This window comes from Streptomyces sp. NPDC034049 (assembly GCF_055575575.1).
This window is the reverse complement of the sequence record NZ_JBVISJ010000001.1, coordinates 63,091-80,098: the sequence shown is the minus strand read 5'-3', so window position 1 is coordinate 80,098 and position 17,008 is coordinate 63,091. Positions and strand designations below refer to the sequence as shown.

Annotated in this window: 11 protein-coding genes; 5 read left to right on the top strand and 6 right to left on the bottom strand. The window is 71.4% G+C overall.

Translation table 11 applies throughout. The features are described from left to right. Positions 1-119: 119 nt before the first annotated feature. The 3 genes from ACZ52C_RS00350 (at position 120) to ACZ52C_RS00340 (ending at position 4,506) form a co-directional block, all read left to right on the top strand. The gene (locus tag ACZ52C_RS00350; RefSeq protein ID WP_469072678.1) at positions 120-1,280 is read left to right on the top strand and encodes an alkaline phosphatase PhoX; all 1,161 of its coding nucleotides are present in this window, start codon (positions 120-122) and stop codon (positions 1,278-1,280) included. Between the two features lie 80 nt (positions 1,281-1,360). Then, a complete protein-coding gene (locus ACZ52C_RS00345; protein ID WP_469072677.1) occupies positions 1,361-2,695 on the top strand; it encodes a glycosyltransferase in 1,335 nt (444 codons plus the stop codon). A gap of 152 nt (positions 2,696-2,847) precedes the next feature. Further along, a complete protein-coding gene (locus ACZ52C_RS00340; protein WP_469072676.1) occupies positions 2,848-4,506 on the top strand; it encodes a condensation domain-containing protein in 1,659 nt (552 codons plus the stop codon). 62 nt (positions 4,507-4,568) lie between these two features. Here ACZ52C_RS00340 and ACZ52C_RS00335 read toward each other — a convergent pair whose 3' ends face one another. From ACZ52C_RS00335 to ACZ52C_RS00310, 6 genes are all read right to left on the bottom strand, one after another. Next, positions 4,569-4,931 (bottom strand): hypothetical protein, encoded by a 363-nt coding sequence (locus ACZ52C_RS00335; RefSeq protein ID WP_469072675.1) that lies wholly within the window; start codon positions 4,929-4,931, stop codon positions 4,569-4,571. Positions 4,932-5,122: 191 nt separating this feature from the next. Beyond that, positions 5,123-7,423: an ABC transporter permease gene (locus tag ACZ52C_RS00330; protein ID WP_469072674.1), complete on the bottom strand. Its 2,301-nt coding sequence runs from the start codon at positions 7,421-7,423 to the stop codon at positions 5,123-5,125. Next, on the bottom strand, positions 7,420-8,067 hold the full coding sequence (locus tag ACZ52C_RS00325; protein WP_225617348.1) for an ABC transporter ATP-binding protein: 648 nt from the start codon (positions 8,065-8,067) through the stop codon (positions 7,420-7,422). Before ACZ52C_RS00325 ends, ACZ52C_RS00330 begins: the two co-directional genes overlap by 4 nt. A gap of 102 nt (positions 8,068-8,169) precedes the next feature. Next, a complete protein-coding gene (locus tag ACZ52C_RS00320; protein ID WP_469072673.1) occupies positions 8,170-8,631 on the bottom strand; it encodes a hypothetical protein in 462 nt (153 codons plus the stop codon). Positions 8,632-8,867: 236 nt separating this feature from the next. Beyond that, positions 8,868-11,615, bottom strand: a complete 2,748-nt coding sequence (gene ppdK / locus ACZ52C_RS00315) for a pyruvate, phosphate dikinase (RefSeq protein WP_469072672.1) — start codon at positions 11,613-11,615, stop codon at positions 8,868-8,870. A 470-nt stretch (positions 11,616-12,085) separates the two neighbouring features. Continuing rightward, positions 12,086-13,306 carry an ROK family transcriptional regulator gene (locus tag ACZ52C_RS00310; protein ID WP_469072671.1) on the bottom strand — a complete coding sequence of 407 codons (1,221 nt, stop codon included), beginning with the start codon at positions 13,304-13,306 and terminating at the stop codon, positions 12,086-12,088. Between the two features lie 167 nt (positions 13,307-13,473). On the opposite strand from ACZ52C_RS00310, the gene ACZ52C_RS00305 reads away from it, so the two are divergent. Then, positions 13,474-15,003, top strand: a complete 1,530-nt coding sequence (locus ACZ52C_RS00305; RefSeq protein ID WP_469072670.1) for an MGH1-like glycoside hydrolase domain-containing protein — start codon at positions 13,474-13,476, stop codon at positions 15,001-15,003. Further along, entirely contained in the window at positions 15,000-16,940 is a 1,941-nt protein-coding gene (locus tag ACZ52C_RS00300) for an amylo-alpha-1,6-glucosidase (protein ID WP_469072669.1), read from the top strand. Before ACZ52C_RS00305 ends, ACZ52C_RS00300 begins: the two co-directional genes overlap by 4 nt. Positions 16,941-17,008 lie beyond the last annotated feature (68 nt).

Genomic DNA, 17,008 nt, shown 5'->3' with positions numbered 1-17,008 from the left:
TCCGCCCCGGCGACATAAGTTGTCCATGTCCCGTCAATATCGCTCCCCTAAGTTCCATCAGCGCGCGACCCCGCCGCCGACCGCGCGGCGGGCCGGTCAAGGCACCCCTTGGAGCGACTGTGGAACGTCGTACTCTCCTGCGCGCGGCCGTGCTCGGCGGCACATCGACCGTCTTCGGCGGCACCCTGTGGCGCGGCGCCGCGTACGCCGCGCCGGCCCAGCCCGGTCCCGGCCCGTACGGGGCCCTGGGCTCGGCGGACGCGGCCGGCATCCGGCTGCCGAGCGGTTTCACGAGCCGGGTGATCGCCCGCTCCGGCCAGACGGTGCCCGGGACGTCGTACACCTGGCACAACGCCCCCGACGGCGGCGCCTGTTACGCGGACGGCACCGGGTGGATCTATGTCTCGAACTCGGAGATCAACCCGTCCGGGGGCGCGAGCGCGGTGCGGTTCTCGTCGACGGGCGCGGTGACGTCGGCGTACCGCATCCTGTCCGGCACCCGGCAGAACTGCGCCGGCGGGCGGACGCCCTGGAACACCTGGCTGTCCTGCGAGGAGGTGGACCGGGGCTACGTCTACGAGACGGACCCGTGGGGCGCGAAGGCGGCGGTCCGCCGGGACGCGATGGGCCGGTTCAAGCACGAGGCGGCGGCCGCCGACCCCACCCGGGGCGTCGTCTACCTGACCGAGGACGTCACCGACGGCTGCTTCTACCGCTTCCGGCCCACGACCTGGGGCGACCTGTCGTCGGGCACGCTGGAGGTCCTGGTGGCCGGCACCGCCACCAGCGGGCCGGTGACCTGGGCCCGGGTCCCGGACCCCACCGGCGCCACCGCCACCCGCAACCAGGTGTCCGGCGCCAAGCGCTTCAACGGCGGCGAGGGCTGCCACTACGCCGACGGCACCTGCTGGTTCACGACGAAGGGCGACAACCGCGTCTGGCAGTACGACGCGGCCGCGCAGACCATCGAACTCGCCTACGACGACTCGCTGGTCACCGGTGGAACGGCACCGCTCACCGGTGTCGACAACGTCACGGGCACCTCCTCGGGCGACCTCTATGTCGCCGAGGACGGCGGCACCATGGAGATCTGCCTCATCACCCCGGACGACACGATCGCCCCCTTCCTGCGCGTCGAGGGCCAGTCCGCCTCCGAGATCACCGGCCCCGCCTTCTCCCCCGACGGCCGCCGTCTCTACTTCTCCAGCCAGCGCGGGACCAGCGGCAGTTCGTCGGGCGGGATCACGTACGAGGTGACGGGCCCTTTCCGATCCGCGTAAAGGGAATACGCGGAAAATATCGAACTCATTACCACCCCAGACTTGTTCGATTTTCCGTCTGCTAGGTTCAGCGCGTGGTCATGCCCAATGAATCGGGGCCGCAGAGCCTCGGAGTCGGCGCCCGTCCGCGCAAGGTTCTTCTCGCGGCATGCGGTACTCGCGGGGATGTACAACCCTTTCTCGCATTGGCCGTGGCGCTGCGTCGCCACGGCCATCGGCCGTTATTGGCGGCCCCTTCCGCATATGCGTCCGAAGCGGCCGCGCACGGCGTCGATTTCGCCGCGATCGACGCCGGCCCGACCCGGATCCTCGACGAGACGGCGACCCGCCGGATCATCGACGAGGGTCTCCTGGGGGTGCGGGGCAAGATCGCGGCCGCGCGGACCGTCGCCCGGCTGAAGCACCTGATGATCGCCCCGCTGCGGGACGTGGCGGCCGTCGCGCACGACCACGGTGACGTGGCGGCGGTGGTGCATTCGGCGGCGTTCCCCGTCCAGCACGTCGCCGACATACTGGGCGTGCCCGCCGTCGTCGTGGCGCTCCAGCCGGGCTGGATCCCCACCGACGCGTTCCCCTGCCCGCTGATGCCGCTCCCCCGGGTGCCACGCGTCCTGAACCGGAGCACGTACGCCCTGGTCGCGGCCGCCCAGCGGTCCCGTGCCGTGGAACGCTGGCGGACGGGCGAACTGGGGCTGGCGCCGCGCCGCCACGGTGCCCGGCGGTGGCTGCGGGACCCCGAGGGGCGACGGCGCCCGGTGCTCCAGCCGTTCAGCCGGCACATCACGCCGGTCGACCCGGCGTGGGGCGACGCCGTACGCACCACGGGGTTCTGGTACCTGCCCGCGCGCCCCGACTGGACGCCGCCCGGGGTGCTGAGCCGGTTCCTGGACGCGGGCCCGCCCCCCGTCTACATCGGCTTCGGCAGCATGACCGGCACCCGGGCCCGCCGGAACCACGCCCTGGTCACCGAGGCGGTCCGGCGCACCGGCGTACGGGCCGTCGTCGCGACCGGCTGGGGCGGCATCGGCGCGCCCGCCAGGAACTCGGCACCCCTGTCGCCGAACGTCCTGGTGATCGACGAGGCCCCGCACGACTGGCTCTTCCCGCGTACGGCGGCGATCGTCCACCACGGCGGCCGGGGGACGGTCGGAGCCGCCCTCGCCGCGGGCCGCCCCCAGATCCTCTGCCCGCACCTGGGTGACCAGACCCACTGGTCCGCCCGTATGCACGCACTGGGCGTCGCCCCCGCTCCCCTCACCGCCCGCACGCTCACCGCGCCCGGGCTCGCGGAGGCGATCACCACGGCGGTGACGGACCGCCGCATGGAAGACCGCGCGAACGAGATCGCCCGCCTGGTCCGCGCCGAGGACGGCGTCGACGCGGCGGTGAATTCCCTGCTGGCGCACGTCATGTGATCCCGTCCACCCACCGCTCGACCCATTCCAGATTCCCCTTCCACCATCCCCTTCCAGTAATCCCCTTCCATCAATTCCATTGCTGCGATTCCATTCCATCCAGCAATCCCCCCTCGACTTCCCCCCACAAGTCATGAACAGAAAGCCCCCGAGTGCAGCAAATCCCCTTCTCCGACGCCACCATCGAGCCCGGGACCGTCGTCTCCTGGTCCCTCTACACAAAGCACTCGCCCGACGCCGGACAGGATTCCCCCACCGATCCGCCCGAGTCCGCTACGGCCTCACCCTCATCGGCCGCGCACACGTCGTCCGAACGCGAATCCGCCTCGTGCAAATCCGCCTCGCTCAAGTCCGCCTCGTTCAACCAGGACAAGCACCACTCGTCGTCCGAGGCGACGCGGAGCACGAGCGACGGGATCGCCAGCTCCATCACGGTCACCTTCGAGATCGAGGGGCGGCCGGACACCGCGGCCCTCGAAGCGGCGCTCCTGCTCCTCGTACGGCGCCACGAGGTGCTCCGCAGCCGGTTCCAGCGTCTGGCCGGTGATCTCAGCTGCACGGCGCTGGCACCCGAGGCCGTCGTCCTGGAGGCGGAGGAGGTCGGTCACTTCCACAGCGGCGACGATCTGCACACCCACCTCGACAAGACCTTCAAGAGCATCGACACGCTCTCCTGGCCGCTGTTCCTCATGGGCGCGGTGGTCCGGGACGACAGTGCGACCGTCTACCTCTGCTTCGACCACATCGTGTGCGACGGCCTGTCCATGCCCGTCGTCGTGAACGAACTCCAGACCTCCTACGCCGCCCTCTCCGCCGGGCGCGACCCCGAACTCCCCGCCGCCGCGAGCTACTTGACCTTCGGGGACGACCAGCGACGCCGCTACGCCGCGCTCCGCCCCGACGACGACCGCCTGAGCCACTGGAAGGACTTCGTCCGGGGCGACGGCGGCTTCTTCCCCAGGTTCCCCTTCGACCTGGGCGTACCGGAGGGCGACCTGTACCCCCTGGTGAACCGGGCCCTCCCCCTCCTGGACCCGCACCGCACCGAGGCCCTGGCAGCGGGCGCCCGCGCCTCGGGCGGCAGCGTCTTCACCGCCGTACTGGCCGCCGCCGCGACGGCCCAGCACCGCTTCGGGGGGCCGGGGATCTACCGGGGCCTGCTCCCCATCAGCGAACGCACGGACGAGGGCCGGGAGGGCCGGGAGGGCCGGGGCGGGGACGGGGGGAAGGGCGGTGAGGACGGACGCGCGGGCGTGGCGGGCGGACGTCAGGGCAGAGAGGCCGGCTGCGGGGCACCGAACCCGTGGCAGCACTCCGTCGGCTGGTTCGTGAACACGATGCCGATCGAGTTCCGGGTGGGCGAGGGCGGCACGGATCACGCCACCACCATCGCGCGGGCCCGCGCGGCGTACGACGAGCTACAGCGGCACACCGACATCCCCTTCGTACGGGCGTGGGAGCTGCTCGCCCCGGAGACCTTCGCGCTGCACCACTGGCCGTACCCGGTGAACTTCTTCTCCTACATCGACTTCCGCAGAACCCCCGGCGGCACCCACCACCCGCTCTGGAAGCCGAAGTTGCATGTCTGGGCCGCCCGCGGCAACGGCATCAGCCACTGGTTCCACCGCACCGCCACCGGCCTGCACGTCAACATGCTGCACGTCGACACACCCCAGGCACACGAGATCGGCGACGCCCTCCACGACGAACTCGTACGGGTCCTCCGGGAGATCGCGGGCGAGGGCGAACGGGACAGCGTGCCGGTGTCCATCCCACGCCCCTCCCGGGGGAGGCCGGCCGTGCGGAGCTGATCCGTCGACGGGGCGGCGGGACGGGCGACCGCCCCGCCGCCCCGCCGTTGACGCGCCGCCGTTCAGTGGAACTCGTGCACGACCTCGATCTCGCCCACGAGGTGTGCATTGAACTCCTCCAGCTCCTCCGCCGGCAACCAGAGTTCGAGGATCGTCCTCCCGCCGGCCTGGCGCACCGGGTAGCGCCGCAGGAACTCCGTGTCGACCTCGAACCGGGTGACGTACCCCGCCCCGTCGTGCTTCACGTTCCAGTCGCGGGCGATCTTGACCGCGTACTCCTCGTCGAGCACCGGGTAGAAGATCGGCTGCTCGGGGAGCCGGGGAGGCCAGGCCCGCCAGCCCGCCTCCCGCACCAGCCCCAGCTCCACGGGGCCGGTCGGCCGCCACAGGGTCGTCGTCTCGCGCTGCCCGCCCACAGAACTCATCACTCCCCGACCACGGCGACCGCGGTTCGGCCGCCGGGCGGCGACACTACCGACACGTCGGTGGGAGAGGCACGGGAAATACGGCTCGCACCGACCGGCTCCGGTGGCCTGGGCCGGAGCGGGAACAGCGGCAGGCGGCGCCTCTGCCGACGGCGCCGCCTGCCACTCCCCTTCCTTCCGCCTCCGGTGGCTCAGTCCCGCCGGATCAGCTCCGGGTCGATACGGCGGCCGACGAGCGGCAGGGCGCCGAGGGCGGCGACGGCGACCGCGCCGAGGGCGCAGGCGAGCAGCAGGGGGATTCCGGCGCCGTCCCAGTAGACGGCGCCGCCGCCGGTCACGAGGTAGCTGGACTCGGCGAGCTTGCCCAGCACCACGGCGAGGGCCAGGCCGACGGCCAACGGCACGACGACCTGGGCGACTTGGACGGCCCGCAGCGTACGGGGCCGGGCCCCGAGCAGCGACAGCGCGGTGACCTGGGGCTTCCGCTCGACGGCACGGTCGGTGGCGGCGACGAGGTATGCGGCGACACCGATGACGAGCCCCAGCACCATGCCGATACCCAACAGACTCTTCACCACGGTGATCTGCTGCAGAGACGTGACGACGACCCCCGGCGTACCGACCTCGGTGGTCGGGTCCACGCCCCCGATGCCGTCGAGCACGGCCCGGACGGTTTCGGGGGCTGAGCTGCTGATGAGGGTGAGGGTGGCGTCGTCCGGGCGGTGACCAGCGGGGATCGCGGATGGGGGGAGCAGGACGGAACCGCTGTCGATGACCGGGAGTTCGTGGTCGTCGGTGTACCGCAGAACTTCTCGCGGCACCTTCACGTGCATCACGCGCCGATGCCCTTCGTGTCGCAGATCGAAGGGGAAGCGAGTTCCCGGCTTGCTCTGCTCGGACGCGACCTGATTCGGGTCCCACAGCCGCATCGGGCGGCCGTCGACACAGCCGTGGGCCCCCCTCACCAGCTTCCGCAGCTGATCACACGTGGCGAGCACCACATTCAGGCTCGGGTCGAACTGACCGAACTCGGAACTCAACCGCGATCGCATGACGACCGCGTGTCCCCGGACGCCCTCGACCTTCTCCCAAGCCCGCTGCCGGTCTGCCGTCGTCCTCGCGAGCGAAATGTTGTACGTCTGGGTCGGCGACGTGTTCTTGGAGACCTGGTCCAGTTCGATCAGCACGCCCTGCACCAGCGAAGCGGCGAAGACCAACATCACCAGACCCGTGGCCACCCGCAACGCGCCCCCGGGTTCCACCTCGTTGCGCCGCATGGCCAGACCGAGGGAGACCGAGTGGGTGGCGCGGGCCACCCTCTGCGAGAGGGCACGTGAGACGACCGGAAGCATCATCACGAGCCCGGTGCCGACCAGAACGACGGCAAGGGGCATGAGGAACGAAGAGAGTGTCGTGTCCCGGGGTGCGTTGTCCGTCAACCCGGCCACGCAGTAACCGATCACGATGCCCATGCCCGGGAGCAGTGGAAGCAGCCCCCACTTTCCGGGCGCCTTCTCCACGGCACTCCGCCGAACGGCCAGCGGGTTCGCCGCCGCGTTACGCGCACTGGCTCGGCCGACGTACCACGCGAGTGCCGGGCAGCCGACGCCGCAGATCAACACCGTGGACAGCGACAACGCCCCGTCGCTCGGGTACCACTTGAAGCCGGGCAGCCCGATGCGTGAGACGAGCTGGTTCGTGATCGAGTAGGCGCCCAGTCCGAGCGCGGCACCGAACGACGCGGCCGCGACGGTCTCGGCGGCGTTGACCCGCTGGGTGCCCTTCCTGCTCAGGCCCAGCAATCGCAGAGCGGCCAGTCGCCTGGCGCGCGCCGCCGCCGAGAGCCTGGCACACACGGAGAGAAACACGGCCAGGGGGAGGAGCACGACGCCGGCGAGAGTGAAACGCACGATGTCGAGCGTCGAGGATTCCAGGGTGGGAAAGTCGGCGTAGCTCTTGCCGAAGGTCGTCACACGGTCACCACCGTCTTCGAGTTCCTCCCGGCCGACGCCCACGTACGCATACAGCTCGTCGGGGTGAGCCAACCCCTGGGCACTGATGGTCCCGCTGTCGTCACCCGGTAGAAGCTGGGCCAGCGCGGGTTCCCGCTGAAGCGCCTCGCGCAGCCGCGGGGATACGAACACCTCGCCCGGGGCGGGGAGTTCCCTCAGGCCCGGCGGAGGCTCGAGACGCCTGGTGCCCCGAGCCACGAAGACCCGGGTGAGAGGTTCTGAGCCGTAGGGAACCATGCGGGTGAGCTCGAACGGATCGCCCTCCGTCACAACGCACTTCACCCCGCTGGCTTCCCGCTTGCAGTCCGGTTCACGCGCCGCCTTGCGCCCGTCCTGCGCTTCCAGGATCCCGGGGATGGCGAGGACAACAGCCAGACAGCACACACCGATCGCGCTGCCCGCGACCATCAGGAGGAAGCGCACCCGACTCCCGCGTCCGGCCCCCAGGAGCAGCCGAAGCCCCAAGAGGAGTTCCTTCACGACACCTCCCGCACCTCGGCTGAGAGGACCCCGTCGCACATCGTGAATCGGCTGTCCGCGCGGGAGGCGACCTCGGAGTCGTGCGTCACCAGTACCACAGCCGTCCCCTGGGACCGGGCGAGGGCAAGGAACTCCTCCAGCACGGCCGTGGCGTTGGAGCTGTCGAGCGACCCGGTCGGCTCGTCGGCGAACACCACCGCCGGCCGGTGCACCAACGCCCGTGCCACCGCCACACGTTGACTCTGCCCGCCGGACACCTGGGAGGGCCGCCGCTCCCGCAGGTCCGCGAGACCCAGGCGGCCGAGCACCTCTCCAGCTGTGGCGAGCGCCTCCTTCTTGCGCTGTCCGGCGAGCCGGAGCGGTAGTGCGGTGTTCTCCTCCACTGTCAGCTCGGGGAGGAGTTCGCCGTACTGGAAGACGAACCCGAACCGCTCCCTGCGCAGTTGGCTGAGTTCCTCGTCGTCGAGTTCCGCGAGGCGCCGTCCCTCGAAGCGGACCTCACCCCGAGCCACCGGCAACACTCCTGCCAGGCAGTACAACAGGGAAGACTTCCCCGAACCACTCTGCCCGGTGATCGCCGCGACCTCTCCCCTGCGCAGGGAGATCTCCGCGCCCCTGACGGCGGGAGTCTCCCCGTAGAGCAGGTCGACCCCCTTGGCGGACAGTACTTCTGAAGTGTTGATCTCATACCCCTAGGAAGTGCAGGAGCCCAGGCAGGATCGCCTGGGCTGTGGGCGCGGGAAGGCTCAGTCGCGGTTGTAGTGGAAGCTCACGGTCGGCGAGCAGTTGTCCGGGCGCAGAGAACCGCGGTCACGGCACACTCGGACGTCCGCGTCGTCCGTATAGCTCTGAGAACCGCTCCAGTTGGAGTGGCGCATCTCCACCGTCCTCCGCTGCTTTCCGTAGTAGCGGGCCCAGCCATGCCCCTCGACCTTCACCTGCACGTACACGTTGTGGCCGTCGCGCGCGTTGTCGTCCCTGAGCTTCCCGGTCCACTCGAAGGATCCGTGGTTGACGCCCGGCGGGTTGAACTTGTACTGCCCCTCCAAGAATTTGACGCCCCGCGTATCGAGCGTCGGGATGCTCCCCTGCTGCTTCGGCGCCGCCAGCGCAACCCCCGCCCCCGCGAGAAACAGCCCCGCAGTCACGACCCCGACCATCGCCCTCTTCATGCGTACCTCCGTGTCGACCGGCAGCTCGACCACCACCGTGAATCACGGACTGTAACTCCCCAACTTCACAAAGAAACGATCGATCCACCCAACCACCACCGAATCAGGTGATCTTGAAGCACACGAAGCACAACCGGCCAAAACGCAGAAGGCGGCACCCCCCGCACGGGGTGCCGCCTTCTCTTCGTGGACCGGAACCGCCGCCCATCGGTGAGGGTCGGTCGGGGACAAGCAGCGGTTCCGGGGCTGGGGGTCGGGGTGACCGCCGGAGGCTACCGGTGGTCGCTCCCCGTGGACTGCGACGCCGCGCGCCCCGCCTCCAGGCGGGCCACGGGGATGCGGAACGGCGAGCAGGAGACGTAGTCGAGGCCGACCTCGTGGAAGAAGTGGACCGACTCCGGGTCACCGCCGTGCTCGCCGCAGACGCCGAGCTTGAGGTCGGGGCGGGTCGCCCGGCCCGCCTCCGCCGCCAGCTTCACCAGGGAGCCCACGCCGTCCTTGTCGATCGTCTCGAACGGGCTGACCCCGAAGATGCCCTTCTCCAGGTAGGCCGTGAAGAAAGACGCCTCGACGTCGTCGCGGCTGAAGCCCCACACCGTCTGGGTCAGGTCGTTCGTGCCGAAGGAGAAGAACTCCGCCGCCTCCGCGATCTGACCGGCCGTGAGGGCGGCGCGCGGCAGTTCGATCATCGTGCCGATCGACAGCTTCAGCGACACCCCCGTCGCCGCCTCGACCTCCGCGATCACCGCGTCGGCCTCCTCGCGGACGATCTCCAGCTCCTGGACCGTGCCGACGAGCGGAATCATGATCTCGGCGCGCGGGTCGCCCTTGGCGTTCTTCCGCTCGGCCGCCGCCTCGGCGATCGCGCGGACCTGCATGGTGAACAGGCCGGGGATGACCAGGCCCAGACGTACACCGCGCAGACCCAGCATCGGGTTCTGCTCGTGCAGGCGGTGGACGGCCTGGAGCAGGCGCAGCTCGTTCTCGTGGGGCTCCTGGCGGGACTCCGCCAGGGCCACCCGGACCGACAGTTCCGTGATGTCGGGGAGGAACTCATGCAGCGGCGGGTCGAGGAGACGGACCGTCACCGGGAGGCCGTCCATCGCGGAGAACAGCTCCACGAAGTCCTGCTTCTGCAGCGGCAGCAGGGCCTTGAGGGAGTCCTCGCGCTCCGCCTCCGTGTCGGCCAGGATCAGGCGTTCCACCAGCTCACGACGGTCGCCGAGGAACATGTGCTCGGTGCGGCACAGGCCGATGCCCTGGGCGCCGAAGCGGCGGGCGCGCAGCGCGTCCTCGGCGTTGTCGGCGTTGGCCCGTACCCGCAGGCGGCGCTTGCGGTCGGCGAAGGCCATGATGCGGTGGACCGCCTCGACCAGTTCGTCGGCGTCCTGGGCACCCGCGTGCATCCGGCCCTCGAAGTACTCCACGACCGGGGAGGGGACCACCGGGACCTCGCCCAGGTAGACCTTGCCGCTCGACCCGTCGATGGAGATGAGGTCGCCCTCCTCCACCACATGGCCGCCGGGGACCGTCATCCGGCGCCGCTTGGTGTCGACCTCCAGCTCCTCCGCGCCGCAGACACAGGTCTTGCCCATGCCGCGCGCGACGACGGCCGCGTGGGAGGTCTTGCCGCCGCGCGAGGTCAGGATGCCCTCGGCCGCGATCATGCCGTCGAGGTCGTCGGGGTTGGTCTCGCGGCGGACCAGGATGACCTTCTCGCCCGAGCGCGACCACTTCACGGCCGTGTACGAGTCGAAGACCGCCTTGCCGACCGCCGCGCCCGGGGAGGCCGCGATGCCCCGGCCGACCTGGGCGACCTTCGCCTCGTCGTCGAAGCGGGGGAACATCAGCTGGGCGAGCTGGGCGCCCGTGACCCGCTGGAGGGCCTCCGCCTCGTCGATCAGGCCCTGGTCGACCAGCTGGGTCGCGATACGGAAGGCCGCGCCGGCCGTGCGCTTGCCCACCCGTGTCTGGAGCATCCACAGCTGGCCGCGCTCGATGGTGAACTCGATGTCGCAGAGATCCTTGTAGTGGTTCTCCAGGGTCTCCATGATCTGCATCAGCTGGTCGTACGACTTCTTGTCGATCGACTCCAGCTCGGCCAGGGGGACGGTGTTGCGGATGCCCGCGACGACATCCTCGCCCTGGGCGTTCTGGAGGTAGTCGCCGTAGACGCCCTGGTGGCCGGAGGCGGGGTCGCGGGTGAAGGCGACACCGGTGCCGGAGTCGGGGCCGAGGTTGCCGAAGACCATCGAGCAGACGTTGACCGCCGTGCCGAGGTCGCCGGGGATGCGCTCCTGGCGGCGGTAGAGCTTGGCGCGGTCGGTGTTCCAGGAGTCGAAGACCGCGTGGATGGCGAGGTCCATCTGCTCGCGCGGGTCCTGCGGGAAGTCCCGGCCGGCCTCGGTCTTGACGATCTTCTTGAACTTGGTGACGAGCTTCTTGAGGTCGGCCGCCTCCAGCTCCGTGTCGACCGTGACCTTCTTGGCCGCCTTCGCCGCCTCCAGCGCCTCCTCGAAGAGGTCGCCGTCGACGCCGAGCACCGTCTTGCCGAACATCTGGATGAGGCGGCGGTAGGAGTCCCACGCGAAGCGGTCGTCGCCGGCCTGCTTGGCCAGGCCCTGGACCGACTTGTCCGACAGCCCGATGTTGAGGACCGTGTCCATCATCCCGGGCATCGAGAACTTGGCGCCCGAGCGGACCGAGACGAGGAGCGGGTCGTCGGCCTGGCCGAGCTTCTTGCCCATCTTCTCCTCGAGGGCCACGAGGTGCGCGGTGACCTCGTCACGGAGTGCCGCGGGCTCGTCGCCGCTGTCGAGGTAGACCTTGCAGGCCTCGGTGGTGATGGTGAAGCCGGGGGGCACGGGGAGACCGAGGTTGGTCATCTCGGCGAGGTTCGCGCCCTTGCCGCCGAGGAGGTCCTTGAGGTCCTTGTTGCCTTCGGTGAAGTCATAAACAAACTTCACGCCCTCAACGCTCTGAGCTACGTGGCCTACGTGGGGATCTTTGTTTTCCGACACAGGTCCCAACTCCTTGAGGACGCGGTGGCTGCCCTGACGGCGAGGAACATACCCAGATCGAAGGCACCTGGGTACGTCCACTTGCGCGTCATGCGCCTGTAACCACCCGTCCGCCAGGAGATCGAAAGTCAAGGCTTGGCAAGGAACAAGGCGTGACTGTGTTCACCTCTTGAAGGGGCGACCCCCCATCCGACCCCCATTCCGCTCACATGAGCGGCTATCGACACGCCTGAGTTCGCTCGATGAACGATCAAAGGGTGGCACCCAGTGCCACCCTTTGAAGTCGCAGAGCCGCCCGCGAATCGCTCATCTGAGCGCAACCGCTATCAGGGGTGGCGAGAATCACGCGGTGCGGCAGGCTCGGATTTCACCATGCGGACCGCCCCTCGGGACCGCAACACGCCCGTCACACCCCCGCGCGCCCTCCCCTCACCGCGCCCTCCCCTCGCATCCCCTCACCGCGCGTCCCCTCACACCCCCAGCTCCAGCAGGCGCTGCTCCGCCCGCTCCGGTGCGTACAGGTGCTCGACGACCAGCGCGCCCGCCCCGGCCAGGCCCGCGCGCTCCCCCAGCCGGGAGACGACGACGTCCAGATGGGCCGTGGAGCGGGGCAGGGCGCGCTGGTAGAGCAGCTCGCGGACGCCCGTGAGGAAGGCGGTTCCGGCCAAATCGCCGGCGACCATCAGGACGCCCGGGTTCAGCAGGGTCACGACCGTCGCCAGGACGTCCCCGACGACCCGGCCCGCCTCCCGCGCGAGCGCCGTCGCCCCCGGGTGGCCGGCGACCAGCAGATCCCGCACATCCGAGCCGGAGGCCGCCGGAACCCCGGCCTCCGCCAGCCGCCGGGCCACGGCGCCGCCGCTCGCGACCGCCGCCAGACAGCCGTACGAGCCGCACTTGCACAGCGCCTCCGCGCCCTGCGGCACCCGGATGTGGCCGATGTCGCCGGCGCCGCCGTCGGTCCCCCGGTATATCGAGCCGCCGACCACGACCCCGGCGCCGATGCCCGTGGAGACCTTGACCAGCGCGAACGCCGTGCAGCCGGCGTATCCCGCGCGCTGTTCGCCGTACGCCATGAGGTTGGCGTCGTTGTCGACGAGGACCGGTGTCCCGGCGGGCCCGGACGCGTGGTCGGTGAAGGCGCGGGCCAGGCGGCCTCTTATGTCGTAGCCGTCCCAGCCGGGCATGATCGGCGGCTGGACGACGCGGCCGGTGTCGGAGTCGACCGGACCGGGGACCGCGAGGCCGATCCCGCAGACCGCGTCGGCCGGGCGGCCCGCCTTCTCCAGCAACTCGGCGAACCAGCGCCCGAGTTCGTCCAGCACGGCGTCGGGGCCCTCCTCGATGACCAGGATGCCGGCGTGCTCGGCCTGGATCTCGCCGGCGAGGGAGAGGACGGCGGCGCGGGCGTGGCGGGTGTCGAGGTCGGCGGCGAGGACGACCGCGTGCTCGTCGTCGAACTCCAGGGTGATGGAGGGGCGGCCGCCCAGCGGCGAGTCGACGGGGCCGCCGGCGCCCTCGCGGAGCCAGCCCGCGCGGAAGAGCCGGTCCAGGCGCTGTCCGACGGTCGCCCGGGAGAGGCCCGTGGCCTGCTGGAGCGCGCCGCGGGTGGTGGCCCGGCCGCTGCGGACCAGCTCCAGCAGATCTCCTGCACCGGCGTGACTGCCCACCTTCACGGCCCTTCCGCTCATGTCGTCCTCGGTGCCGCCATTGTCGCGGCCTCAGAAGAATCCGTTCCCGCTCACCCTCTTGCGTTCACCAACTCTGCATTACATATTGAGTTTTGCGTGTTAAGTAGACGTAACCCTACGGTAGCTACCGCCGAACCGGTCGGCACCTTCTCCTCAGGGAGCCCCGCGTGGACCGCACAACCCAGCTCACCGCCCGTCGACCCGACACGAGAGCCCGAGCCAGGGACGACGTATACGATCCGGCCGGTTCGCCGCACCGCGCGGCGGCCGAGGTGCTGGCGGCCAACTGGACGGGCCGGTCCACCGTGCCGTCGCGCACGCTGTATCCCCACCAGTGGTCGTGGGACTCGGCGTTCGTCGCGATCGGTCTGCGGCACCTGTCGCCGCTGCGGGCGCAGACCGAGCTGGAGACGCTGCTCGCCGCGCAGTGGGGCGACGGGCGGATCCCGCACATCGTCTTCAACCCCTCGGTGCCGCTGGACGCGTACTTCCCGAGCCCCGACTTCTGGCGCTCCTCGACCGCGGGACGCGCCGCCGGCGCCCCGCGCACCACCGAGACCTCGGGCATCGTGCAGCCGCCGGTGCACGCGCTGGCGGCGTGGCTGGTGCACCGGGCCGACCCGGAGCTGTCCCGGGCGCGCGGCTTCCTGGCCCGGGTCTATCCGGGGCTGGCCGCCTGGCACCGCTATCTGCTGGACCGCCGCGACCTGGGCGGGGGCGGACTGGCCTCGGTCGTCCACCCCTGGGAGCAGGGCATGGACAACAGCCCCGCCTGGGACGCGCCCCTCGCCCGGATCACCCCGGCCCCGGCGCGCTCCTTCCGGCGTGCCGACCTGGACCACGGGGCGGCCGAGGACCGGCCGACGGATCTGGACTACGGGCGGTACGTGCGGCTGGCGGCGGACTACCGGGACGCCGGGTACCGGGACCGGGTGGGCGGCGGAAGCCGGGAGGTCGGCGGAAGGCGCGGCGCCGGGCAGGCGGAGTTCGCCGTCGAGGACCCGGCGTTCAACGCGCTGCTGATCGCCTCCGAGCACGCCCTCGCCCAGGTGGCGAAGGAGTTGGGCGCGCCGGGGACGGCCCGGCACGAGCGCGCCGAACGGCTGACGGGGGCCCTGGTGGAACGGCTGTGGGACCCGGCGGAGGGCATGTTCCTCTGCCGGGACGTCACCACCGGCACCCTCCTCCCCGAGCGCGGTGTCTCCGGTCTGGTCCCCCTGCTGCTGCCGGGGCTGCCCCGCGACATCGCCGCCGCCCTCGTCCGCACCGTGCACGGCCCGCGCTTCGGGCTCGGCGACACCACCCTGCTCGTACCGTCGTACGACCTGACCGGCGAGGCCTTCGATCCGCACCGCTACTGGCGCGGCCCCGCCTGGTTCAACACCAACTGGATGCTGGAGCGGGGGCTCCGGCTGCACGGGGAGCGGCGGCGGGCCGACGCGCTGCGGACGGCGCTGCTGGAGACGGCGGTGGCGTCCGGATTCGCCGAGTACGTGGACCCGTTCACCGGAGCGGCGTGCGGGGCGGCCGGCTTCGGCTGGACGGCCGCGCTCACCCTCGACCTGCTGCACCAGGACGACCACGGTCACCCGCGCGCCCGGGAGCGGCACCACGGCCGGGAGCGCCACCACGCACGGCACCACGAGACCAACGAGGCCAAGTTCGGCATGAGTGACCAGGGAGGGGACCGGGGATGACGGACCGGCATCACCTGCTCGTGCGCGGCGGGACGTTCGCCGCCGTGGGCGACGGCGGCGACATCAGCGGCGTACGGGGCGGCAGTTCGCCGGACGGACTGTTCGTCCGGGACGCCCGGCATCTGAGCCGGTGGCAGCTGACCGCCGACGGCGCGGTCCCCGAGACGCTCACACCGGTCACGGACGGCGACGTCGCCCGCTGTGTGCTCGTGCCCCGGGGCGGCCGCCGGGAGCCGCCCGCGTACACGCTCTTCCGTGAACAGGCCGTCGCCGACAGCGCGTTCGTGGAGACCCTGCGCGTCACCAGCAACCGGCCGGTGCCGACGACGGTCCGGATCGCGATCACCGTCGACGCCGACTTCACCGACCAGTTCGAGCTGCGCTCCGACTTCCGCACGTACGCCAAGAGCGGCGTCGTCAGGAAGCGCGAAGTCCTCGACGACGGGGTGGAGTTCAGCTATCGGCGCGGCGAGTGGCGGTCCTGTACGACGGTGACGGCCGAGCCCGCGCCGGACAGCGTGGAGGAGACCGGGACGGGGGCACGGCGGCTCGTCTGGGCCCTGGACGTGGCGCCGCACGGCTCGGCGGAGCTGACCTGCCGGGTGATGGCGCGCACGCACGGCGACCGCCGGGCCCTGCGGGTGCCGCGTTCCCCGGCCGCCGTGCACGAACAACTGCGTGCGGCGGAGGACGAGTTCGTGGAGGGCGTGGCCTTCCCCACCGGCTGGCCGGAGCTGGCCGCCGCGTGCGCGCGCGGCCTCGCCGATCTCGCCGCGCTCCAGGTCCCGGCGACCGGCCCGGACGGCGAGAGCCTGCGGGTGCCCGCCGCCGGGGCTCCCTGGTTCCTCACCCTGCTCGGCCGGGACGCCCTGCTGACCTCGCTCTTCGCGCTCCCCTACCGGCCGGAGCCGGCCGCCGCCACGCTGCTCGCGCTCGCCGCGGCCCAGGCGACCGAGGTCGGCGTCGACTCGGTGGCCCAGCCCGGCAAGATCGTGCACGAGATGCGCCACGGTGAGCTGGCGCACTTCGGGCAGGTCCCGTACGGCCGTTACTACGGTTCGGTGGACGCGACCCCGCTCTTCCTCGTCCTGCTCGGCACGTACGTCGAGCAGACCGGGGACGTCACCCTGGCCCGGCGTCTGGAACCCCATGCGCGGGCGGCGATCGGCTGGATGCTCGACCACGGCGGCCTCACCTCCCGCGGCTACCTCGTCTACCGCGCCGACCAGGGCGGCCTCGCCAACCAGAACTGGAAGGACTCCCCCGGCGCGATCTGCTCCGCCGACGGCAGCCGGCCCGCCGCCGGGCCGGTGATGGCGGCGGGCGCGCAGGGCTACGCGTACGACGCGCTGCGCCGCACCGCCGTGCTGGCCCGCACGGTGTGGGAGGACGAGGTGTACGCGGCGCTCCTGGAGCAGGCGGCGGGTGATCTCCGCGACCGGTTCCAGCGGGACTTCTGGATGCCCGGACACGGTTTTCCCGCGCTGGCGCTGGACGCGGAGGGCGGGCAGGTCGACGCGCTCGCCTCGGACGCGGGGCATCTGCTGTGGTCGGGGCTGCTGGACAAGGAGTACGGGAAGGTGGTGGGGCGGCGGTTGCTGGAGCCGGACTTCTTCTCCGGGTGGGGCGTGCGGACGCTGGCCGCCGGGCAGCCGGCGTACCACCCGCTGTCGTACCACCGGGGGTCGGTGTGGCCGCACGACAACGCGCTGATCACGCTGGGGCTGGCGCGGTACGGGCTGCACGACGAGGCGCGGGCGGTGGCCTCCGGCATGGTGGACGCGGCGACGGCCGCGGGGCATCGGCTGCCGGAGGTGCTGGCCGGGTACGGGAGGGACACGCATCCGGCGCCGGTGCCGTATCCGCACGCGTGCGTGCGGGAGTCGCGGTCCGCGGCGGCGCCGTTGGCTCTGTTGACGGCGGTGGGTGGCGCGTAGGACTCCGTCGGGGGGTGGGGCGCCTAGGGGGTGGGGGGCGGGGGTTCGTCGGCGGGTGTGGGTGTGTG

Excerpts from the sequence above, each read along its gene's own strand:
- ACZ52C_RS00345 (WP_469072677.1), top strand. The coding sequence starts at position 1,361 with ATGCCCAATGAATCGGGGCCGCAGAGCCTCGGAGTCGGCGCCCGTCCG.
- ACZ52C_RS00335 (WP_469072675.1), bottom strand. The coding sequence starts at position 4,931 with ATGAGTTCTGTGGGCGGGCAGCGCGAGACGACGACCCTGTGGCGGCCG.
- ACZ52C_RS00310 (WP_469072671.1), bottom strand. The coding sequence starts at position 13,306 with ATGAGCGGAAGGGCCGTGAAGGTGGGCAGTCACGCCGGTGCAGGAGAT.
- ACZ52C_RS00300 (WP_469072669.1), top strand. The coding sequence starts at position 15,000 with ATGACGGACCGGCATCACCTGCTCGTGCGCGGCGGGACGTTCGCCGCC.